Source organism: Pseudodesulfovibrio aespoeensis Aspo-2 (assembly GCF_000176915.2).
Lineage (GTDB): Bacteria > Desulfobacterota > Desulfovibrionia > Desulfovibrionales > Desulfovibrionaceae > Pseudodesulfovibrio > Pseudodesulfovibrio aespoeensis.
Genome location: NC_014844.1, coordinates 953613 through 976038 on the forward strand (window position 1 = coordinate 953613; position 22426 = coordinate 976038).

Annotated in this window: 20 protein-coding genes and 1 tRNA gene; 10 read left to right on the top strand and 11 right to left on the bottom strand. The window is 63.6% G+C overall.

Annotated features, from left to right (window positions below; genetic code table 11):
- Nucleotides 1–594: 594 nt before the first annotated feature.
- The 10 genes from hmcA to DAES_RS04345 all read left to right on the top strand — a co-directional run bounded on the left by hmcA (nt 595) and on the right by DAES_RS04345 (nt 10664).
- Nucleotides 595–2178 carry a sulfate respiration complex hexadecaheme cytochrome HmcA gene (gene hmcA, locus DAES_RS04300; protein ID WP_013513811.1) on the top strand — a complete coding sequence of 528 codons (1584 nt, stop codon included), beginning with the start codon at nt 595–597 and terminating at the stop codon, nt 2176–2178.
- Nucleotides 2179–2213: 35 nt separating this feature from the next.
- Nucleotides 2214–3278 carry a sulfate respiration complex iron-sulfur protein HmcB gene (gene hmcB, locus DAES_RS04305; RefSeq protein WP_013513812.1) on the top strand — a complete coding sequence of 355 codons (1065 nt, stop codon included), beginning with the start codon at nt 2214–2216 and terminating at the stop codon, nt 3276–3278.
- On the top strand, nt 3279–4448 hold the full coding sequence (hmcC, locus tag DAES_RS04310) for a sulfate respiration complex protein HmcC (RefSeq protein WP_013513813.1): 1170 nt from the start codon (nt 3279–3281) through the stop codon (nt 4446–4448).
- Between the two features lie 18 nt (nt 4449–4466).
- Nucleotides 4467–4598 carry a sulfate respiration complex protein HmcD gene (gene hmcD, locus DAES_RS04315; protein WP_013513814.1) on the top strand — a complete coding sequence of 44 codons (132 nt, stop codon included), beginning with the start codon at nt 4467–4469 and terminating at the stop codon, nt 4596–4598.
- Between the two features lie 27 nt (nt 4599–4625).
- The gene (gene hmcE, locus DAES_RS04320; RefSeq protein WP_013513815.1) at nt 4626–5303 is read left to right on the top strand and encodes a sulfate respiration complex protein HmcE; all 678 of its coding nucleotides are present in this window, start codon (nt 4626–4628) and stop codon (nt 5301–5303) included.
- A gap of 27 nt (nt 5304–5330) precedes the next feature.
- Nucleotides 5331–6728 (top strand): sulfate respiration complex iron-sulfur protein HmcF, encoded by a 1398-nt coding sequence (hmcF, locus tag DAES_RS04325; protein ID WP_013513816.1) that lies wholly within the window; start codon nt 5331–5333, stop codon nt 6726–6728.
- A gap of 268 nt (nt 6729–6996) precedes the next feature.
- The gene (locus DAES_RS04330; protein WP_013513817.1) at nt 6997–7557 is read left to right on the top strand and encodes a macro domain-containing protein; all 561 of its coding nucleotides are present in this window, start codon (nt 6997–6999) and stop codon (nt 7555–7557) included.
- An 18-nt stretch (nt 7558–7575) separates the two neighbouring features.
- Nucleotides 7576–8124 (top strand): ATP-dependent protease subunit HslV, encoded by a 549-nt coding sequence (gene hslV, locus DAES_RS04335; protein ID WP_013513818.1) that lies wholly within the window; start codon nt 7576–7578, stop codon nt 8122–8124.
- Between the two features lie 310 nt (nt 8125–8434).
- Nucleotides 8435–9814, top strand: a complete 1380-nt coding sequence (hslU, locus tag DAES_RS04340; RefSeq protein ID WP_013513819.1) for an ATP-dependent protease ATPase subunit HslU — start codon at nt 8435–8437, stop codon at nt 9812–9814.
- A gap of 10 nt (nt 9815–9824) precedes the next feature.
- Nucleotides 9825–10664, top strand: a complete 840-nt coding sequence (locus tag DAES_RS04345) for an arginase family protein (RefSeq protein WP_013513820.1) — start codon at nt 9825–9827, stop codon at nt 10662–10664.
- Nucleotides 10665–10742: 78 nt separating this feature from the next.
- Here DAES_RS04345 and DAES_RS04350 read toward each other — a convergent pair whose 3' ends face one another.
- The 11 genes from DAES_RS04350 to DAES_RS04400 all read right to left on the bottom strand — a co-directional run bounded on the left by DAES_RS04350 (nt 10743) and on the right by DAES_RS04400 (nt 22408).
- Nucleotides 10743–12644, bottom strand: coding sequence for a chloride channel protein (locus DAES_RS04350; RefSeq protein WP_013513821.1), 1902 nt, complete (start codon nt 12642–12644; stop codon nt 10743–10745).
- Nucleotides 12632–13630, bottom strand: coding sequence for a bifunctional riboflavin kinase/FAD synthetase (locus tag DAES_RS04355; RefSeq protein ID WP_013513822.1), 999 nt, complete (start codon nt 13628–13630; stop codon nt 12632–12634). The genes DAES_RS04350 and DAES_RS04355 overlap by 13 nt, the downstream gene beginning before the upstream one ends.
- A 65-nt stretch (nt 13631–13695) precedes the next feature.
- Nucleotides 13696–15147: a M48 family metallopeptidase gene (locus DAES_RS04360; RefSeq protein ID WP_013513823.1), complete on the bottom strand. Its 1452-nt coding sequence runs from the start codon at nt 15145–15147 to the stop codon at nt 13696–13698.
- Between the two features lie 150 nt (nt 15148–15297).
- The gene (gene rho, locus DAES_RS04365; protein ID WP_013513824.1) at nt 15298–16617 is read right to left on the bottom strand and encodes a transcription termination factor Rho; all 1320 of its coding nucleotides are present in this window, start codon (nt 16615–16617) and stop codon (nt 15298–15300) included.
- Between the two features lie 301 nt (nt 16618–16918).
- Entirely contained in the window at nt 16919–17434 is a 516-nt protein-coding gene (locus DAES_RS04370; RefSeq protein WP_013513825.1) for a CarD family transcriptional regulator, read from the bottom strand.
- 118 nt (nt 17435–17552) lie between these two features.
- The gene (pth, locus tag DAES_RS04375) at nt 17553–18185 is read right to left on the bottom strand and encodes an aminoacyl-tRNA hydrolase (protein ID WP_013513826.1); all 633 of its coding nucleotides are present in this window, start codon (nt 18183–18185) and stop codon (nt 17553–17555) included.
- Between the two features lie 137 nt (nt 18186–18322).
- A complete protein-coding gene (locus DAES_RS04380) occupies nt 18323–18922 on the bottom strand; it encodes a 50S ribosomal protein L25 (protein ID WP_013513827.1) in 600 nt (199 codons plus the stop codon).
- Between the two features lie 111 nt (nt 18923–19033).
- Nucleotides 19034–19972: a ribose-phosphate diphosphokinase gene (locus DAES_RS04385; RefSeq protein WP_013513828.1), complete on the bottom strand. Its 939-nt coding sequence runs from the start codon at nt 19970–19972 to the stop codon at nt 19034–19036.
- A gap of 27 nt (nt 19973–19999) precedes the next feature.
- Nucleotides 20000–20075, bottom strand: a tRNA-Gln gene (locus DAES_RS04390).
- Between the two features lie 9 nt (nt 20076–20084).
- On the bottom strand, nt 20085–20951 hold the full coding sequence (ispE, locus tag DAES_RS04395; RefSeq protein ID WP_013513829.1) for a 4-(cytidine 5'-diphospho)-2-C-methyl-D-erythritol kinase: 867 nt from the start codon (nt 20949–20951) through the stop codon (nt 20085–20087).
- 41 nt (nt 20952–20992) lie between these two features.
- On the bottom strand, nt 20993–22408 hold the full coding sequence (locus tag DAES_RS04400) for a Do family serine endopeptidase (protein ID WP_013513830.1): 1416 nt from the start codon (nt 22406–22408) through the stop codon (nt 20993–20995).
- Between the last annotated feature and the right edge of the window lie 18 nt (nt 22409–22426).

The window sequence follows — 22426 nt, forward strand, 5'->3', positions numbered from 1 at the left end:
CAGGAGGACATCTAGCGAGCCTTTTTTTGCAAGAGGTTGGTTGCATTCCAGTATTTTGCGAAGCTGGGTTTTAATCTCGTCAAATAGCTTGACGCAATTTTGCGGGTTATATACCACCACCTGAAACAATCCATACTGGTTCAGTATGGATACCGGGCTTGGGGCAAGAGTGGGGCACGCTGTCCATTCTTTAGCCCGGATCGCATGGACCGGCTCAGGCAGCCGCTTTTCGCAGGGGTGCGGGCATGGCTGACAAAGACGGAGTGCGATGTGGCCTTGACGGGGAATTCCATACCCGACAAGGCCATGAATCGATTTGGGGTGCTTTCGCACGGCAGACACGTCTGGCGCGTCCGAGGGGACGAGGCCACTGGCGTGCATGCCTTTGGGGGCAGCCAGGATTTTTGAGGGGCTCGTTGCACTGACGCTTCCCGCGTATTGCTGCAACCCGTGAGATGTTCCGGGGCCGCCGGGCGAATCCGTTCGCCGGGGCGGCCTTGGCGACCCGTGCGCCATTGTGGAGGCATGGTCGTCTTGGGGCTGTCCGGTTGGAGAAGGTGCACAGTATTCCACCAACTTATCAAGGAATGCGTTATGGAGAAAGGAAGAAGACTGCTATTTTGGGCTGGAATCCTTTTCGTGTTCGCAGCGGCATCGGTTGTCTTTCTTGAGGCTCGTGGTCTCGAAGCGCAGGCCAATGCCCCCGCTTCGGTCCGGGTCGACGGGGTGATCATCGACACGCTGGCGGGCTACGGGAAGCTGGAACTGCCCGTGGTGACCTTCTATCACGACCAGCACACCGATGCCCTGGCCAAGCAGGGCAAGGACTGTGCCAGCTGTCACAAGAAGGACGCCGATGGAAAACTGTCCACCAAATTCATGCGGCTTGCCGACGAGAGCGCTGCCGACATCAAGGAAATTTATCACAGCGAGTGTCTTGGCTGCCACCAGGAGATGGCCGACACCGGTCAGAAGACCGGCCCCCTGGACGGTCAGTGCCGCTCCTGTCACGTGGACAAGAGCGAGGATACCGCCTGGCAGCCCATCGCCATGGACCTGAACCTGCACGCCCGCCATGTGCAGGCCACCGGCGGCGACGAGAAGTGCGCCACCTGCCATCACCAGTATGACGAGACCCTGAAGAAGACCGTCGAGGCCAAGGGCAAGGAAGAAAACTGCCGCAACTGCCACCTCGCCGAGCCGACCAAGGACGAGACCGGGCTGCTGGTTTCCTCCTATTCCCAGTCCGCGCACTCCGCCTGCGTCTCCTGCCATCAGGACTTTGCCGCACAGAAGAAGGACACCGGTCCGGTCACCTGCGCCGGATGTCACTCCGTGGAGGAGCAGGCCAGGATCAAGGTGGTCAAGGATCTGCCCCGCCTCAAGCGCGGCCAGCCCAACGCCACCCTGCTCGTGACCATGGCCGGGGACAAGCCCAAGGCCAGCATGGGCCCCGTGGCCTTCAATCATGAGAAGCACGAGACCGCCGTCAATGACTGCCGCTCCTGCCATGAGGGCAAGGGGACCATGGACGGCAAGTTCTTCGAGCTGGCTGGCGACATGCACCTGCGCACCAACATGCAGGGCTGCATCGGCTGCCACGACGCCAAGCAGGAGGAGAAGCTCGTCTGCGCAGGCTGCCATGGCCAGATGCCAGTGAACAAGGCGCCGAGCCAGGACTCTTGCGCCAAGTGCCACGACTCCTCGCTGAAGGACCTCTACATCGACGGCGCGGTTCCGGCCAAGGAAGTGGCCGCTGCCAGGGCCGCCGAGGCCGTGGCCCTGCGCGATCTGCGCGTCGCCACCATCGCTGTCGAGGACATCCCGGAGACCGTGACCATCGGATCGCTGTCCGTCACCTACGAGCCGAGCAAGCTGCCGCACCGCAAGATCGTCGAGCGGTTGATCAAGGACATGCAGGGCGACACTCTGGCGGGCTACTTCCATGGACAGGACACGCTCATGTGTCAGGGCTGCCATCACAACAGCCCGGCCTCCAAGACCCCGCCCAAGTGCGCGAGCTGCCATGGCGCGCCCTTTGATCCGGCCACGCCGGACAGGCCGGGCCTCAAGGCTGCCTATCACGGGCAGTGCATGAGCTGCCACACCGCCATGAAGCTCGAGAAGCCCTCCAATACGGGCTGCGGTGATGCAGACGGCTGTCACAAGACGAAGTAATCCGAACCCGGTGAAAATACACTAGGAGTCAATCCATGAAACGAAGAAACTTCCTCGGCCTGATGGGAGCGGCGGGAGTCACCGCAACGCTCGCCACCAAGGCTCAAGCCGCTGGAAACGTACACTTTGAAGGATATCCGGGAAGCAAGGGCGTCCTCTTTGACGCCACCCGCTGCATCGGTTGCCGCAAGTGCGAGGTGGGCTGCAACGAAGTCAACAACCTGCCCGCGCCCGAAAAGCCCTTTGACGACCTGACCGTGCTCGACGCCACCCGGCGCACGCAGAACGAAGCGTACACCGTGGTCAACAAGTTCGAGCCCGCAGGCGGCCCGCCCGTGTTCAGCAAGATCCAGTGCATGCACTGCCTGGAGCCTTCCTGCGCCTCGGCCTGCTTTGTGGCTGCCTTTTCCAAGGATCCCTCCGGCGCCGTGACCTACGACGAATCCGTCTGCGTCGGCTGCCGCTACTGCATGGTGGCCTGTCCGTTCGAGATTCCCACCTATACCTACAACGATCCGATCACCCCCAAGGTGGTCAAGTGCGACATGTGCGACGCCAACATCAAGGCGGGCAGGATCACGGTGCCCGGCTGTGTCGCCAAGTGTCCCAAGGAGGCCCTGGTCTTTGGCGAGCGCGGCGAGCTGATCAAGATCGCCCGCAACCGCATCGAGGCCGCGCCCGACAAGTATGTGGACCACATCTACGGCGAGCGCGAGATGGGCGGCACCAGCTGGCTCTACCTCTCCGGCGTTCCGTTCTCTCAGATCGGTCTGCGCGAGGACCTGGGCGTGCAGTCCGGGCCGGAGCTGACCAGCGGCGCGCTGTCCGTGGTGGCCATGGTCCCGGCCCTGTGGCCCCTGCTCCTGGCGGGCGTCTACGGCGTGACCAGGCGCACCGACAAGATCAACACCAAGGAAAAAGCCGAGGCCGTGGCCAAGGCCATCGCCACGACGCAGGAAAAGGCCAAGGCCGATCTCAAGACGGCCATGGACCGCGCCCAGGCGGACAAGGAAGCCACGGTCAAGCGTGAGGTGGCCAAGGCGCTTGAAGAAGCTGCCAAGGCCGCCCCGCCGGACGAAAAGGAAGAGGAGGGCGCGTAAATGACTACTGAAGCCGTCTCCAAGAATACTCTGTTCACTCCGTTCAACGTCATCGCCGGGCTGATCCTGGTCATGGGCGCGTTCCTCACGGTCTGGCGCTTTGGCTGGGGCCTTGGCGCGGTGACCAACCTCGACCACAACAACCCCTGGGGCATCTGGATCGGGTTCGACCTGCTCTGCGGCGTGGCCCTGGCCGCCGGTGGCTACGTCACCTCGTCCGCGGTCTACCTCTTTGGCATGAAGAAACACCACGCCGCCGTGCGCCCGGCCATCCTGACCGCGTTCCTCGGCTACCTCTTCGTGGTCATCGCGCTCAACTACGATCTGGGCCGCCCCTGGCGTCTGCCCTATCCCTTCGTGGTCCAGTCGGGAACCACCTCCATGCTCTTTGAGGTGGGTCTGTGCGTGGCCCTGTACCTGACGGTCCTGTTCCTGGAGTTCTCGCCCGCCGCCCTGGAGTGGCTGGGCTACAAGAAGCTCCGCAACACGATCCATGGCTGCACCATCGCCCTGACCATCTTCGGCGTGGTCCTGTCCACCCTGCACCAGTCTTCTCTGGGCGCTCTCTACCTCGTGGCCCCGAGCAAGCTGCATCCCCTGTGGTACTCCACCTATCTGCCGACATTCTTCTTCATCTCGTCGGTAGCCGCGGGCATGTCCATGGTCATGCTCGAAGGGTGGCTCTCCCACAAGCCGTTGCACAGCAAGATGAGCAAGGAATACCTCGGCCAGCATGACGACCTGTACTACTCGTTCGCCAAGGGCGCGTCGTGGGTTCTGCTCGGCTACTGCTTCATCAAGGTCATCGGCATCGCCGTGGACAACGAGTGGCATTTGCTGGCCACCGGCTGGGGCCAGTGGTTCCTCTTCGAGCTGCTCGGCTTTGCCCTGCTGCCATCGCTGCTCTACGCCATCGGCGTGCGCGAGAAAAACCTGAAGCTCATCCGCTGGACCGCGCTGCTGACCGTTCTGGGCATTGTCCTGAACCGGCTCAACGTCTCGCTCATCGCCTTCAACTACCACCTGCCTTCCGAGATGCGCTACGTGCCCAGCTGGCAGGAGGTCGGTGTCACGCTGTTCGTGTGCACCATGCTCGTCGTAACCTTCAAGTTCATCGCTACCCGGATGCCGATCTTCCACGATCATCCCGCGTACAAGGATGAGCACTAAACCTGGGAGGACGGGAAAATGGAACATGCATTCTACACCCTTCAGGATTTCATGCTCTACACCAAGGGTTGGGCATACATCCTCATGGGCGCGTCCCTTGTGGTTTTCGTGGCCTACTGGAAGTTCCTCTTCAGCAGGGACAAGGATTAACAGGTCATCAGATACGAGGAGTTTACAATGTACGAGATGTTAACCGGACCCGCCCTGTGGCTGGCATTCGCCATCGCCGTCATCGGGCTTGTCGTCCGCACGGTATTCTATATCCAGGGCCTGCACTGGAGGCTGGACCGCGTGGCCTATACCGCGCACCCGGCCGCCGGGGCCAAGGGAGCCATCCGCTCCATTCTGGCCTTCCTGATCCCCTTTGCCAACCACAGCTGGCGGGCCAAGCCGGGTTTCACCATCATGTTCTTCACCTTTCACATCGGTCTTCTGGCCGTGCCCCTCTTCCTTGAAGGCCACGCCGTCATCATCATGGAGCGGTTCGGCATTGCCTGGCCCGCCATGTCCATGGCCGCCGCCGACTTCCTGACCGTGGCCATGCTGGTCGCCGCCCTGGGTATTGCCATGCGCCGCATGCTGCTGCCCGAGGTGCGCATCGTGACCGACGCCAAGGACTGGATCGTGCTCGTCGTGTCCGTCGCGCCCTTTGTGACCGGTTTCATGGTCGTGCACGGGGTCGGCGACTACGACTTCTGGCTGCTGACCCACATCGTCAGCGGTCTGGCCTGGATCGCGCTTCTGCCGTTCACCAAGCTGTTCCACGTTGTCGGCTTCTTCTGGTCCCGCGCCCAGCTGGGCATGGACTTCGGCATCAAGCGCGGCGGCATGAAGTACAAGAGCTTCGACTGGTAAGTCGCAGGCCAAACAAGGAGAAGCAAAATGCCCGAAGGAAAGCTGTGTAACAGAAAGCCGATCAACACCGAAGAGTACCTCCAGCAGGTGCTCAGCGATACCGGCGGCAAAGCATATTACAAGGAAATGGAAGAGCTCGACGTGGATGTCGAGAAGCTTCAGGCGTCCCTCAAGGCCACCCTCAAGTCCAGGTTCAAGACCTGGCTCGAGATGTGTGCCCACTGTGGGCTGTGCGCTGATGCCTGCTTCCTCTACGAAGTCAACGACCGTGATCCCAAGCAGGTTCCGGCCTACAAGATCCAGTCCACTCTGGGCGAGATCGTCAAGAAGAACGGCAAGGTCACCAACGAGTTCCTGCGCCACTGCATGGACGTGGCCTGGTCGCAGTGCACCTGCTGCAACCGCTGCGGCCACTACTGCCCGCACGGCATCGACATGGGCGTCATGTTCGGCTACCTGCGCGGTCTGCTCTACTCGCAGGGTTTCGTGCCCTGGGAGCTCAAGATCGGCGCTGGCATGCACCGTGTCTACCGCGCCCAGATGAACGTCACCACCGAGGACTGGGTCGAGACCTGCGAGTGGATGGCCGAGGAGTCCGAAGAGGAATGGCCGGGCCTGACCATCCCCATCGATGTCGAGGACGCGGACATCATGTACACCCTCAACGCCCGCGAGGCCAAGCACTACCCCGAGGACATCGCCGAGGCGGCCATCCTCTTCCACCTCACGGGCGAGAACTGGACCATGCCCAGCGAAGGCTGGGAGCAGACCTCGCTCGCCATGTTCGCCGGCGACTGGGAAGCCTGCACCATGCAGGTCCAGACCGTGTACGATGCCATTGAGCGGCTGCGGCCCAAGCGCGTGGTCGGCACCGAGTGTGGGCACGCCCACCGCGCCACGGTCATCGAAGGCCCCTACTGGGTCGGTCGGCCCGACGGCCTGCCTCCCAGGCCCTACATCCACTACGTGGAGTGGGTGGCCGAGGTGCTGCGCACCGGCCGCCTCAAGATCGATCCGGCAAAAAAGCTCAAGAAGCCCGTCACCTTGCAGGATTCCTGCAACTACGTGCGCAACCACGGACTGGCCTCCATCACCCGCGAGATCATGTCCTATATCGTGGAGCCCGAATACTTCCGCGAGATGAGCCCCAACCGCGAGCACAACTACTGCTGCGGCGGCGGCGGCGGATTCAACGGCGTGGGCAAGTACCGCCCGCAGCGCAACGTGGCCCTGGAGAAGAAGCGCGACCAGATCCTGGCCACCGGCGCGGAACTGGTCATCGCCCCCTGCCACAACTGCTGGGACGCCATCCGCGATCTCGAAGAGGAATTCGAGATTGGCATCAAGTGGTCCTTCCTCAAGCCCTTGCTGATCGAAATGGCCATCGTGCCCGATCATCTCAAGCCTGTGGAAGACGACGAATAACATACCAAAAGGCGGGCCAGGGGCAGCATCCCCCGGCCCGCCGTTCCCATGCCGGTCCCATCTCAGTCCGGGACCGGCCCGGACCCGGCAGCGGGTCCGACGCAGCCGGGGCAGGATGCGGGAACGGGCGGCGGTCCTCAAGCCCGCCGTCCGGACACGGGGGTGTTGTACACTGACCCCGCATCCTGCTCTCCGGCTCCCTCCAGCTCCTGTTTTTCATACCGCAGCCCTTGCCAAAACCCAGCGAAGCGTTATCCTCTGCGCTCATATGCGACACTGGAAAATCGGCCCCGGACAACTCGTCATCCGCCAGGGAGACATCACCACCCTTGACGTGGATTGCGTGGTCAACGCCGCCAACCCGCAACTGGCCGGAGGCGGCGGCGTGGACGGCGCCATCCACCGCGCCGCCGGGATCGCCCAGCTCAGGCAGGCCTGCCAGGCCATCATCGACGACCCCGGCCAGCTCCCCACCGGCCAGCTCCCTGTCGGCCAGGCGGTCCTTACCCTAGGCTTTGATCTCCCGGCCCGATACATCATCCACACCGTGGGCCCCATCTGGCGGGGCGGCGTCCACGGCGAGTCCGAACAGCTCCGCAGCAGCTATCAGAGCAGCCTGAAACTCGCCCATCAACACGCCCTCGCCACCATCGCCTTTCCGGCCTTATCCTGCGGCGCCTACGGCTATCCCATACCCCAGGCCGCGCGCATTGCCCTGGACGCCATCAGGCAGGGGCTCCTGGACGGCCTCGCCGCCCAAGTCCACATGGTCCTGCACGACCACGCCGCCTGCGAGACCTGGCTCGCCACGGCCAGCGACATCCTGTAACCCGGCCAAGGAGAACTCATGGAAATCAGAGGCACCACCATAATCGCGGTCAAGGACGACAACGGCACTGCCATGGCCGGGGACGGTCAGGTCACCCTTGGCCAGTCCGTGGCCATGAAACACACTGCCCGCAAGGTGCGCCGCATCTACAAGGACAAGGTCATTATCGGCTTCGCCGGAGCCACCGCCGATGCCTTCACCCTGTCCGAACGCTTTGAAGGCAAGCTCGAAACCTACTCCGGCAACCTCCTGCGCGCCGCCGTGGAACTGGCCAAGGACTGGCGCACGGACAAATACCTGCGCCGACTCGAAGCCATGCTCCTGGCCGCAGACGGCGAGCATATCCTGATCATCTCCGGCACCGGCGATGTCATCGAACCTGACGACGGATTGGCCGCCATAGGCTCGGGCGGCCCCTACGCCCTGGCTGCCGGACGCGCCCTGCGCCGCAATACGGACTTCACCGCCGCGGTAATAGCCACCAAAGCCATGGAAATAGCCGCAGAAATCTGCGTCTTTACCAACGACAAGATAGTCCTGGAAACCCAGGAGAAATCGGGCGGGTGAATGAATTTACCAGGGGAAACCTTTTGAGAAAGTTTCCCCCCCTGTCAAACTTTTTGGGGCTACGCCGCCAGAAAGGTCAGGAGCGAGAAAGGGGTTGAAGGCGGCGTAGAGGGCGCGCGCGAGCACAAGGCGCGCCTTGCCTGGAAATAGTGGAAAGAAGCGGTGTGCGTGCTCGCTGATCAACGCCAGCTCCGCCGCCGTCATCATCGTTGCTCCCGCAGTCTTCACAGGCGGCGGAGGGCCAAAAAGTTTTGGAGAGTCCAGAGCACCTTTTCCAAAAGGTTCTCTGGCCGCCGGAGGCATTCATCTCATGAGCAATCTGACTCCCAGAGAGATCGTTTCGGAACTCGACAGGTATATCATCGGCCAGGATGCGGCCAAGCGGATGGTGGCCATTGCCATGCGCAACCGGTGGCGTCGCCAGCAGCTCGACCCGGAGTTGCGGGACGATATCGCGCCCAAGAACATCATTTTGATGGGGCCGACCGGGGTGGGCAAGACCGAGATCGCGCGGCGGCTGGCGCGGTTGGCCAACTGCCCGTTTTTCAAGGTCGAGGCCACCAAGTTCACTGAGGTGGGCTATGTGGGCCGCGATGTGGAGTCCATGATCCGCGATCTGATGGAGATCGGCGTGAACATGGTGCGCAAGGAGGAGACCGAGAAGGTGCGCATCAAGGCGGAGAAGAACGCCGAAGAGCGTCTGCTTGATCTGTTGCTGCCGCGCAGCAAGCCAGGCGGGGGGCAGGCCGGGTTCTTCATGGGCTCGCAGTCGGGCGAGATCGAGGAGAAGCAGGAGACGGGCAGGGACGACGCCACGCGCGAGAAGTTCCGGCAGATGTTCCGGGCGGGCCAGCTGGACGAGCGCGAGGTGGAGCTTGAGGTCAGGGTCCAGTCCGGGGCGCAGGTGGAGATCATGGCCATTCCGGGCATGGAGGGCATGGGATCGAATTTGCAGAGTGCCTTTGCCAACATGTTCCCGAGCAAGCGCAAGCAGCGCAAGATGAAGATCCGCGAGGCGTATCTGGTGTTGGTGGACGAGGAGGCGGAAAAGCTGATCGACCCGGACGCGGTCAACGAACTGGCGCGCGAGCGGGTGGAGCAGCAGGGGATTTTGTTCCTGGACGAGTTGGACAAGATCGCCTCGCGTCACGATCAGGCGGGCGGGGCCGACGTGTCGCGCGAGGGCGTACAGCGCGATCTGCTGCCCGTGGTCGAGGGCAGCGTGGTCAACACCAAGTATGGCATGGTCAAGACCGATCACATCCTGTTCATTGCCGCCGGGGCGTTCCATTTTGCCAAGCCTTCGGATTTGATCCCGGAGTTGCAGGGGCGCTTCCCGTTGCGCGAGGCGCTTGATTCGCTGCACAAGGAGGAGTTCTACCGCATCCTGACCGAGCCGCGCAACGCGCTGACCGTGCAGTACAAGGCGCTGCTCGGGACCGAGGGGGTGAGTGTGGACTTCACCAGGGAGGCACTGGAGGAGATCGCGGCCACTGCCGAGAAGATCAACGAGGAGACCGAGAACATCGGCGCGCGCAGGCTGTACACGATCATGGAAAAGATCCTGGCGAACCTCTCCTATGAGGCGCCGGACAAGTCGGGCGTGACCGTGGTCATAGACCGCGACTATGTGCTTGAGCAGCTCGGCGACGTGGTGGAAAACCGTGACCTGTCGAGGTACATTCTCTAGGAGAGGTCCAATGGAGACGGAAAAGGGGATCGCCCTGATCGGCGTGCCGCTGGACGAGAATTCGTCGTACATGCGCGGGGCGGCTGCCGGGGCGCGGGCTGGCATCGAGGCGGTCTGGTGCGAGTCGGCCAATCTGTGGACCGAGACCGGGCATGACCTGTCGCGGGCGCTGCAGAACGCCGGGCCGGTGGATTTCGCGGGCGCGGAGTCGCCGGGAGCGCGCATGGAGCGCGTTGCGCGGTCGGCGCGAGCGGTCGGGGAATCAGGGGCGTTGCCCATATTCGTGGGCGGGGATCATTCCATCACGTATCCGCTGGTGCGGGGATTGCGCGAGGCGGTGGGGGAGTTTGACATCCTCCATTTCGACGCCCATCCCGATTGCTATGACTTGTTTGACGGCAATCCGGCGTCCCACGCCTCGCCCTTTGCCCGGATCATGGAGCAGGGGCTGTGCGGGCGGCTGGTGTCGGTGGGCATCCGCACGGCCACGGGCCACCAGCGCGAGCAGCGGGAGCGGCTTGGCATCGAGTGGCTGGAGATGCGGCACCGGGCGAGTTGGCCCGCACTCTCGTTCGCGAGGCCGGTGTATGTGAGTTTCGACCTGGACGTGCTGGACCCGGCCCATGCGCCGGGCGTGGCCCATCACGAGCCGGGCGGGCTGACCACGCGCCAGGCGCTCGACATCATCCAGGCCATCAATGCGCCCATGGTGGGCGCGGACGTGGTGGAGTTGAACCCGGCGCGCGACCGGGACGGGGTCACGGCCATGACCGCCGCCAAGATCATCAGGGAGCTGGCCGGGATGATGCTTGATGGAATGGGGCTGGCCGGGGTCAAAAAGGCGGGGTGAGCGGCCCCATGGGTTTTCAATGGAAACCGCCCCTGGCATGTTTTGCCGGGGGCGGTTTTTGCTGTTGTTCGGTGCGGTTCAGTGGCGGGTTCGAGGCAGGGGGGGACGGGGTTGCCCGTCCTGTTCGGCGTTGCCCTCGGCAGTGCCCTTGACCATGGCGATGGCCTCGGCATAGGCCTGGAACACGTCGTCGCGGTTGATCAGGCCGATGATGTCGTTGGTGTCTGTCTGCGAGACCACGGGAACCTGTCCATAGTCGGTATTCACGAAACGGAGCAGGGCCTGGTAGAGATCGTAGTCGGGCCGGACATAGACGGGCCGCGACATGAGGTCGCGCACCACCACCAGGTCGTGCAGTCCCTCGTCGAACATCCAGTTGCGCACGTTGTGGATGGAGACCATGCCCACGTACGTCCCGTCCGCTTTGGTGACCGGAAAATAGAGCTGCGGCGAGTTGGCGATGACCTCGGTCAGTTCCTTGAGGGAGGTGGACTCCTTGAGGATGATGACCTCGCCGGGGTTGTAGAAGTCAGCCACGTGCATCTGTTCGAGCACGTTGATGGTGGCGTCCTCGACATGGGCGGGCGAGTCGAATTTGTTGTCCACCTGGTGCTCGTAGAGGGAGACGTTGCGGCAGAGCACGAGGCACAGGGCCGAGGCGAGCATGAGCGGGGCGAGCAGGCCGTAGCCCTGGGTCAGCTCGGTGACCATGATCAGCGGGCCGATGGGCGCGCTGGCCACCCCTGCGAAAAAGGCGGCCATGCCCACCAGGATATAAGCGCCCGGCTGGGTGACGATGTCCGGGAAAAAGGCGTGGCCGAACTTGCCCACCAGCCCGCCGGACATGCCGCCCACGAAAAGGGCGGGCGCGAACATGCCGCCGGACATGCCTGAGCCGATGGTGACCGAGGTGGCGATGGTCTTGCCCACGATGAGGTAGCACATGCCCAGGGCCGGGATCTGGCCGAGCATGGCCAGCTCCAGCCAGCCGTAGCCGCCCGAAAGCACTCCGCCGGTAATCAGGCCGTCGGTGGCGGTGTGCGGATAGAGTATGCCGATGAGCCCCATGGCCAGCCCGCCGATGCCCATGGACCAGATCAGGCCGATCTTCTCTCGCAGGGGGAAGAAGATGTGGTACTTGATGACGTGGAAGGTGCGGACGTACATCCAGCCCGCTGCCGCGCAGACCAGAGCGAGCAGGGCGTAGAAGAACAGCTCGCGGGGATCGTGGAAGGTGAAGCGCGGGATGCCGAAGATGGGGTCTGTGCCGAAGAAGAAGGTGAAGATGGAGTAGGAGACCACCGAGCTCATGACCGCGGGCAGGATGGCCTCGGCCTCGAAGTCCTCGCGGTAGATGACCTCCACGGCGGTGAGCGCGCCGCCCAGCGGGGCGCGGAAGATGGCGCCCAGCCCGCCCGCGGCGCCCGCCAGCAGCAGGATGCGCCGCTCCTTGGCCGAGAAGTCGAATATCTTGGCCAGCCAGGAGCCTGCGCCCGCGCCCATCTGGGTGATGGGGCCTTCGCGGCCCGCGCTGCCGCCCGAGGCGATGGTCAGCACCGAGCAGATCCCCCGGATGATGGCCACGCGCGCCCGGATGATGCCGCCCTGGTTGTGGAAGGCGTTGATGGTGGCGTCCGTGCCGTCCGTGCCTCCGGCAATGGTCTCGGGAATGAAACGGCTGACCAGCCAGCCGGTGAAGAGCCCGGTGCCGGTGGTGAAGACCGGGATGACCCAGGGCCGGAACTCGCCCACCGGGCCGTGGAAGATGCCTTCGCCAGCCGGCTCGGGCGAGACGATGCCCGCCAGGAAATGCTGGACAAAATACGTGCCCGCCTCCACCAGCCAGAAGAAGCTCACGGCCACCAGCCCTGAGAGGATGCCCGCCAGGACGCCGATGACCAGCCAGCGGAACGAGGTGACTGTCCGGTATGATCGGACAAAGGCCAGCCAGTAATTGATGAACCTTGTCAGCAGCGGCATGGCTGTCCCGGGGTTGTGCCGGGTTCGAAGGCGGGCCGGGTGAGCATGATCTCGGCTTCGGGTTGCGAGAGGATCTGCCGTCCCAGTTCCACGTCCTTGGTGATGCGCGCCCGGAGTTCGTCGAGGCCGGAAAATTTTCTCTCGTCGCGGATGCGCTGGACAAAGTGGACGCGGATGTCCGCGCCGTAGAGGTCGCCGCTATAGTCGAGGATGTGCGCTTCCACCGAGAGGGCGTCGTTGCCGAAGGTGGGGTTGATGCCGATGTTGGCCACGCCCATGCGCACCTCGCCGGGCACCTCGACCCAGATGGCGTAGACGCCGGGCATGGGGAACAGCTCGTCCACCAGCTTGAGATTGGCGGTGGGAAAGCCGAGCAGCCTGCCGCCCCGGTTCATGCCGTGAACCACCCGTCCCTTGACCTGATAGAACCTGCCGAGCAGGGGGCGCGCCGCCCAGACCCTGCCCGACTGGACAAGGTCGCGGATGCGGGTGGAGCTGACCACCGCGCCATCGATGGTGACCGGATCGAGGCGGTCCACGGCAAAGCCGCAGGCCGCGCCCAGCTCGCTCAGGGTCTCGAAATTGCCGGAGCGGCCCTTGCCCAGATGGTAGTCGTAGCCGATGATCATCTCCTGCATGTGCACCCCGTCCACCAGGTATTTCCTGACGAATTCCTCTGGCGAGAGGCGGGCCATCTCCAGGGTGAATTCGAGGAGCAGGCAGACCTGCGGGCCGTGCTGCGAGATGAGTTCGAGCTTTTGCTCGGTCAGTGTGATGAAGGGCGGGGCTGCCGCTTTGCCGAGCACCTGGAGGGGATGGGGGTCGAAGGTGACCACCACGCTGACCAGCCCCTGCGCCTTGGCCCTGGAGGTGGCCAGCTCGATGAGCTTCTGGTGGCCCTTGTGCACGCCGTCGAAGTTGCCGATGGTCACGCATGACCCGGCAATGGCACCCCGGATGTCTTCTATGTTTTTGACGATGATCATGTTTTTGGTGTTGCGGGCTGGAAAAAAGGGACGCTACGCCAATTCGCCCAGGTATTCAAGGCCTGTCACTGCGGCCCTTTTTCGCGCTCGTCAATGGCGGCGAGCAGGGTCTTGAGCTCTTCTTTCTGGGCGTCGGTCTGGGCCTCGGGCTGGACGCTGGCCGAGGCCTGTCCGTAGTGGTAGCGCGCCTTGCGCAGGTTGTTGGAATAGAGCGCGGCGTAGCCGAGGTTGAGGTTGCCGCCAAAGGTGTCCCCGGATTCGCCCAGGATCATGCCCAGGTGCTCGTAGACCTCGGAATCCTCGGGCACGAGGGTGAGCACCTTGTTCATGTTGGCTGCGGCCTGGCCATACTCCTTGGCCTCGGCCTGGAGCCGGGCCATGTAGAACAGGGCCAGGGCGTCGCGCGGGTTCTTGATGACCGCCTTTTGCAGGTATCGGATCGACTTGTCGTGCTCGCCGGTCTTGAAATAGAAAATGCCCGCTTCCCTGGCGATGATCGGGTCCTCGCCATCCTGTTGCAGGGCCTGCTCGAACGAGGCCCTGGCCTTGTCGCGGTCCTTGAGCCGCTCCTGCACGATGCCGCGTCCCACGTAATCCTCAGGGGTGTAGTCCCGGATGTTCTTGTTGTTCCAGTAGGCCAGGGCTGTGGTGGCGGGCGACATCTTGGCGCGCACGAGCATCTGCACCTTGTGCAGCATGGTGTTGTCGTCCTTGCGCTCCGAAAAGGCCTCGGGCATCCGCTTGATGCGGTCGTTGAGGTAGGTGATGCGCTCGGACAGGCCGGGGTGGGTCGAGAGGTAGGTGGGCATCTGCGAGCCGGAGTCGAACCAGCGGTTCTTGAGCATGATCTCGAAGGTGTCCGGCATCCCCTTGGGGTTGAATCCCGCCTTGACCATGGAGTTGAGGCCCACCTGATCGGCCTCGCGCTCGTCCTCCTGGGAGTAGTTGAGCATGGCTGCCACAGCCGCGCCCTGGGAGCCGACCATCAGCGCCTGGCCCACCTTGGCCGCCGAGTTGTTGCCTGCCACGCCGAGGAATACTCCGGCCAGCAGTCCGGCCATGGAGAGCAGGGCCACCTTGCCCTGTTTCTCAATACGGCTGGCCACGTGCCGTTGCGAGACGTGCGCGAGTTCGTGGGCGATGACGCCGACCAGCTGCGACTCGGAGGTCACATCCTGGATCAGGCCGGTGAAGATGTAGATGAACCCGCCGGGGATGGCGAAGGCGTTGAGCGCCGGGTTGGCGATGACCGCACTCCTGATGCGAAACGGCATGGGCTCCTTGGCTGCAACCACTTGCTGGACCAGCTTGTCCACGTACTCGGTGATGTAGGTGTCGCCGACCATGGGCATCTGTGCGCGGACGATCCTGTCGAAGTTCCTGCCCATCTCGTTTTCCTGGCGGATGGTCAGCTTGCCCTCGGGCAAGAGCCCGGCCCGGGCCTGGACCATGGGGGTCAGGACCAGGGCGAGGGCCGCGATGAGGGCCGGGAATATGGACAGACGGCGTCTTGGCATGGATTCCCCGTGGTTGCTGGATGATGGCATTGTAACCATTTATGACCCCATGGCAACCCTGTGGCCCTGGTTGCACAAAAATAAGGATGCGGCCCGATGGGCCGCATCCTTGGAGAGTGAGAGCGTGGGAGAACAGGCCCGCTCGCTGCGCTACTTGCTCATGGAGTCGAGAAACTGCTGGTTGTTCTTGGTTCCCTTCATCCTGTCGCGCAGGAATTCCATGGAGTCGATGGAGCTCATGGGGGCCAGGAGCTTGCGCAGGATCCAGACGCGGTTGAGCACGTCCTCTTCCAGAAGCAGCTCTTCCTTGCGGGTGCCGGAGCGGTTGATGTCGATGGCCGGGAAGACGCGCTTCTCCGCCAGATGGCGGTCGAGGTATATCTCCATGTTGCCGGTGCCCTTGAACTCCTCGAAGATGACTTCGTCCATGCGCGAGCCGGTGTCGATGAGGGCGGTGGCGATGATGGTCAGGCTGCCGCCCTCCTCGATGTTGCGCGCCGCGCCGAAGAACCGTTTGGGCCGTTGCAGGGCGTTGGCGTCGATGCCGCCCGACAGGACGCGGCCCGACGACGGGGTCACGGCGTTGTAGGCGCGTCCGAGCCGGGTGATGGAGTCGAGCAGGATGACCACGTCGCGCTTGCGCTCCACCAGCCGCTTGGCCTTTTCGATAACCATCTCGGCCACCTGGACGTGGCGCGTGGGCGGCTCGTCAAAGGTGGAGCTGACCACCTCGGCCCTGACAGTGCGCTGCATGTCCGTGACTTCCTCGGGCCGCTCGTCGATGAGCAGGACGATGAGGTCAACGTCGGGATGGTTGGCGTTGATGGAGTTGGCGATGGTCTGGAGCATGATGGTCTTGCCGGTGCGCGGCGGGGCCACCAGGATGCCGCGCTGCCCCTTGCCGATGGGGGCCAGCAGGTCGATGATGCGGGAGGCGTAGTTCTTGTCCCCATTCTCCATGGTCAGCATGGATTCCGGGTAGAGGGGGGTCAGGTTGTCGAAGAGGACGAGATTCTTGGAGTGTTCTGGCGGTTCGAAGCCGATCTCGCTGACCCGGAGCAGGGCGAAGTATCGCTCGCCCTCCTTGGGCGGCCTGATCTGGCCGGAGACCACATCGCCCTTGCGCAGGCCGAATCGGCGGATCTGCGAGGGGGAGACGTAGATGTCGTCCGGGCCGGGCATGTAGCTGTACATCGGGGAGCGCAGGAAGCCGAATCCGTCGGGCAGGATTTCGAGAACGCCGTCGCCGAAGATCTGGCCGTTCTGGGAGGCACATTGCTGGAGCAGCTCGAAGATGAGCTCCTGCTTGCGCAGGCTGCTCGGGTTTTCGACCTCAAGCTGGACAGCAAGATCGGTCAGATCCTGCATGCTCTTGAGTTTGAGTTCCGCGAGATTCAGGCTGTCTACGCCGTTGCCGTTCTCGGAGCCATTGCCTTGGGTGGGTTCTTTGCCAGTCTTTTTTTTGGCCATGTGTGGAATTTACCGTTTGAGGGTTGATGAATGTGTCGGCATGTATATCACGCGCCTCAGCACGAGGCTTTCAAGCGGGATCGGGGGTTTCTACAAGGCTCTGGAAAGCCGCAGGTCACTTGGAAAGAAGGGAACCGATCTAGCGATGCGGTTCAAGATGGTAAGCCGGGATTACCTCTTGTCTACGTTTGGTGGGCCGGAGCCGACCCTTCAATATAACAGTGTAGTGGGATTGTTCGATCAAGCCGCAGGTGCGGCGACAAACCCGGATTACCCTAAACGACCCGCCTTGACAAGCCTTCTAGTCTTTTTCTTCCTGGGCTTCGAGAATGTCGGCGAACATGGCGTTGATGTCGGCCTTGACAGCGTCCTGGGGGCGGTCCACCGAGTAGGCGAGCTCCATGGAGACCAGGCCCATGGCTTGTTCGAGCAGCCTGCGCTCGCCAAAGGAAAGTTCCTTGTCGCGGCCTATGAGGAAGAGCTCCTTGAGCACATAGGCCACGTCGGAGAGGTCGCCGCTCTTGAGCTTCTCGGAGTATTCGCGGTAGCGGCGGTTCCAGTTCTGGCCGGTGTAGCCGGTGAATCCGGTGCGGTCTTTGAGCGATTCGAATATCTCCTGGCCCACGCGCAGGCTGCACACCGAGCGTAGGCCGACGTTCTTGGCATTGGCCACGGGCACCATCAAGGTCACATTGTTGCTCAGGATGCGGACGATGTAGAAATCGGCCTTCACTCCGCCGATTTCCTGGGATTCGACACGCTCGACGCGCCCGACACCCTGGGAAGGATAGACGACCAGCTCGTTGACCTTGAACACTTGGGGAGAGGCTCCTTGCTACAGGCTGTTTAAGAGGCAGACGATCATCATAGCGAAAATGGGCGGAAGAGTCCATGCCTACGGCGCTTTCCTGTCGGGAGGCAGCGGGAGGGCTTCTTCAGGCGGGGGTGTCGGTTCCGGCCTCCGGGCTTTCCAGCGAGAAACCGTTGATATGCTGCACGGCAAAGGCCGGACCGCGTCGGTAAAAGAGGTCGAGGCCCTTGATCGCGTGGGCGAGAATGGCGGGGATGTGGGCCGCGTCGGCGTCGGAAAAGGGCTCCAGCACCCAGCCTGAGATGTCCGCGTATTGGGTGGCCGGGCGGCCTATGCCGATGCGCAGCCGGTGAAAGTCCGGGGTGCCCAGGCACTCCTCGATGGATTTGAGCCCGTTGTGGCCGTTGTTGCCGCCGCCCTGCTTCAGCTTGATGCGGCCCACCGACAGGTCCAGTTCGTCATGCACGACCATGACCGCGTCGGGCGTGATTCCGTGGCGGCCACAGATCCGGGCCACGGCCTTGCCGCTTAAGTTCATGTAGGTCTGCGGCTTGGCTAGCAGCCGAAAGGCCCCGCCGAACTTGACCTGCCACAGCTCGTAGTCGCCCGATTCCTCCAGTCGCTCAAGGTGCATGCTCTTGCGCCCTGCGCCCGTGGCCAGGAGGGAACCGACGAGCATGAACCCGATGTTGTGTCGGGTCTTCTCGTATTTGGGGCCGGGGTTGCCCAGGCCGACTATGACGCTCTTGTAGTCCATGGGGATCGTGTCCGTGCGGGTGCTGCGTTGGGTGTCGCGGGGAACTGACGGAGCATAGCATTGCGGCCTGCCAGAGGCAAAAAAAACCGGGGCGCGCGGCAGGCGCGCCCCGGGAGATCTTATCCTGTGGCCGGTGCCTACTCTTCGGTCCCTTCGGCTTTCTCTTCGTCTTCCTGCTCGCCTGCGATGTGCAGCACGGCGTAGTTTTCGTCAAAGACCGGGGTGACGCCCTCGGGGAAGGCGATGCTCTCAATGTACACCGAGTCGAGGATGTCGAGGTCGGTGATGTCGATGACGATGGACTCGGGAATGGTCATGGGCTTGCAGATGACCTCGATGGTGTCGCGGAACTGCTGCAGGCGGCCGCCGAGCTTGACGCCCTTGGAGGTGCCCACCAGTTCGTAGTGGACCGCGACCTTGATGTCCTTGGTCAGGTCAACGCCGAAGAAGTCCACATGCTCGGGCATGCCGGTGACCGGCTCGTTGCGCACGCGCCACAGCAGGGCGGGCATGGTCTCGGTCTTGCCCTCGCGCTCCAGCACCAGCTCGAAAACCTTGGCGTTGCCCACCTTGGCGTAGGCCTTTTGCAGGGGAACAAGCTTGACCTGGACGGCGATGTTGGCGCCCTTCTGGTCGTAGTAGATGCCGGGGACCATTTCCTTGAGCCGAAGCCGACGGTTGTGACCCTTGCCGGTCTTGGTGCGTTCCTGCACGTTGAGTTGCAGCAGTTCTGCCATGAGTGTTGCTCCTTTTACGCCCTGGCCGTCAACCATTGACGGACGCTCGCGCTTTAAATGGTTCTCTGCCGGGTGGTGCCACGGCGGCGGCCAGCCCGGTCCATCGGGTATCTAGATGAACAGCACGCTCACCGACGATTCGGTGTGCACGTTGTTGATGGCTTTGGCCAGCAGGGAGGCCACGGACCGCTGCTTGATCTTTTTGCAGCAGCACTTGTCCTCGCTCAGGGGGATGGTGTCGGTGACGACCACCTCGGAAAAGGCCGACTCCTCCAGCCGCTGGATGGCCGGTCCGGAGAGCACCGGGTGTGTGGCGCAGGCCATGACACTCCTGGCGCCGTTGTCCATGAGCACGTTGGCCGCAGCACACATGGTGCCTGCTGTGTCGATCATGTCGTCGATGACCACGGCCACCTTGTCCTTGACATCGCCGATGATGTGCATGGCCTTGGCCTGGTTGGGCGTTTCGCGCCGCTTGTCGACGATGGCCAGGGACGCGCCCAGCCGCTTGGCGTAGGAGCGGGCGCGTTCCACGCCGCCCGCGTCCGGGGAGATGATGACAAAGTCGTCCTCGCGGTCGCGCAGGTGCTCGATGAGCACCGGGGCGGCAAAGAGGTTGTCCACCGGGCAGTTGAAAAAGCCCTGGATCTGCCCGGCGTGCAGGTCGCAGGTGACCAGCCGCTGCATGCCGGCTGCCGAGAGCATGTCGGCCACGAGCTTGGCCGAGATGGGCGCGCGCGGCACCACCTTGCGGTCCTGCCGGGCGTAGCCGAAATAGGGGACCACCGCAGTGACGCGCGAGGCACTGGCGCGCTTGAGGGCGTCGAGCATCAGGCACAGTTCCATGAGGTGGAAGTTGACCGGCGAGCAGGTGGGCTGGATCACGAACACGTCGTCGCCGCGTACGTTCTCGCCGATCTCGATGCGGATTTCGCCATCGGAGAAACGCTCGCGCAGGACGGGAGAGGGCTTGGTGCCCAGGTGCTCGCAGATGGCCTCGGCCAGGCGCGGGCTAGCGGAACCGCTGATGATTTTGAGCTCACCGTGCATTGTCATCCCCTGATTTTGATGGCTGAATGGCTGGGGCGGAAGGACTCGAACCCTCGAATGTCAGGACCAAAACCTGATGCCTTACCAACTTGGCGACGCCCCAGCATGGAAATCACAGCGTCTGCAAATGGACGCTCACGCCTTCCCGTTCAAGAGCCCGCGCGGCGGACACGCCAACGCCCCTGTCGCGGAACAGGCCGAACAGGCTGGCTCCCGAGCCGCTCATGGCGGCAGCCGAGGCCCGGTCGCGGATGAGTTTTTCCTTGATTTCACGAAGCCTTGGGTGCGCTTGGAAAACCACAGGCTCAAAGTCGTTGACTATGGGCAGGGGCGAAACGGGAGATGCGTTCTTAGTATTCAATGCCGAGGTTGTCAAGAATTCTCGCGGTTCGAGCCGGGCGGCGGTGTCAAAGGCCCGGAAGGCCCAGGCCGTGTCCACATGGATGTCCGGGCAGGCCAGGACCAGGGTCAGGCCGGACAGGTTCACCGGGGCCGGGGTCAGCCGTTCGCCGATGCCCTCGGCCATGGCCGGGCCGTCCATGAGGAAAAATGGCACGTCCGCGCCGAGCCGTGCGGCCATTGCGTTCAGCCGGTCCGGGGCGAGGGCGCGGTCTGCGGCCAGGGACTGGAGGTGGCGGAGCATGGCCGCCGCGTCCGAGCTGCCGCCGCCAAGGCCGCCGCCCATGGGGATGCGCTTGGTCAGGGTGACGAACAGGCCGGGCTGGAATCCCGTGGCCTCGCCGTAGGCCTTCCACGCCCGGTAGACGAGGTTGGACGGGCCTTCCAGGGCCGGGTTGTCCGGGCAGCGTAAATAGAAATCGCCGTCCGGGCCGGGCTCCACCGCCAGGGTGTCGCACAGGGTGCTCACGGGGTGGAAGAGGGTGCGCAGCTCGTGATAGCCGTCCTGGCGCAGGCCGAGGATGCGCAGGTGCAGATTGATCTTGGCCGGGGCCATGAGGGTGGCGGTTTTGGTGGGCATGGGCAACTAAGACGGGGCTCCTTGCGGAGCCCCGTTTTGGATTATTCCGTGTCCAGCGGCAGAGCCACGAAGAGGTTCTGGCCCTGGCGCTTGATGAGCAGCATGACCGCCCCGCGCGCCTTGTCGCGGCTGATGACGCCTTCGAGTTCCGCCGGGGAGTTCACGTCCTGCTGGTTGGCCTGGAGGATGACGTCGCCCTGGCGCACACCCTCGTTGGCTGCCGGGGAGTCGGGCTTGATCTCCACGACGATGAGCCCCTGGGGCTGGTCCAACCCCAGGGCGTTGGCCTCGCGCTGGCCCACCGGCTGCAGCGCCATGCCGAGCACATGGGCCTGGGCGCCGGGCTGCGGCGGCTGCATGGCGGCCATGATCTTTTCGCCGCGCTCGCCGAGGGTGACGGTCTTGGTGATCCGCTTGTTGCCGCGCCACAGGGTCAGCCGGGCCTTGTCGCCGGGCTTGAGTCCCGCGATGCGGGCCAGGAGCTCCTTGCTGTCGTTGACGGGATTGCCGTCGACCTCAAGCACCACGTCGCCCTGCCTGATTCCGGCCTTGTCCGCCGGGTGTCCCTGGCCCACCGAGGAGATGAGCGCGCCCTTGGCCTCGGGCAGCCCCAGGGCCTTGGCCTGGTTCTCGTCCAGGCTCTGGATGGTCACGCCGATCCAGCCGCGCTTGACAGCCTTGCCTTCCTTGAGCTGGGCGATGATCTTCTCGGCCTGGGTGCTGGGGATGGCGAAGCCGATGTTGTCGGCAGCGGCGTTGATGGCGGTGTTGATGCCCACCACCTCGCCGCGCATGTTCAGCAGCGGCCCGCCCGAGTTGCCGGGATTGATGCTGGCGTCGGTCTGGAGAAAGTTGTCGAACGGCCCGGCCCCGATGATGCGGTGCTTGGCCGAGATGATGCCCGCGGTGACCGTGTTGTCGAGGCCAAAGGGGTTGCCGATGGCCAGCACCCACTCGCCCACCTGGAGCGCGTCCGAGTCGCCGAAGGCGAGCACCGGCAGTGTCCGGTCAGTGTCGATTTTGATGACCGCCAGATCGGTCTCCTTGTCGCGGCCCACGACCTTGGCCACATATTCCTTGGCATCGTCCTGAAACCGGACCGTGACCTTGTCCGCGTCTTCGATGACGTGGTTGTTGGTGACGATCAGCCCGTTGGCGGAGATGACGAACCCGGAGCCCTGGCCCATCTGCTTGCGCGGCTGGCCCGGCTGCTGGCCGAAGAACTGGTCGAAGCGGTCGAAGAACTCCCGGAAGGGATGCCCCTCGGGCACCTGCTGGCGGAACTGCTGCCCGCCCGGCGCGGCCTGGGTGGTTTTTTCGGTTGAGATGAAGACCACGGACTTGCCGCCCCTGGCGGCCAGCTCCGTGAAGACGGGCAGCCCGTTGGCGCGCGCCATGAGCGGCAGCGCCAGGACCAGTCCCGTCACGATGATGATTTTGGCGAGGTGCCGATGCATAGAGCCTCCTGGGTGATG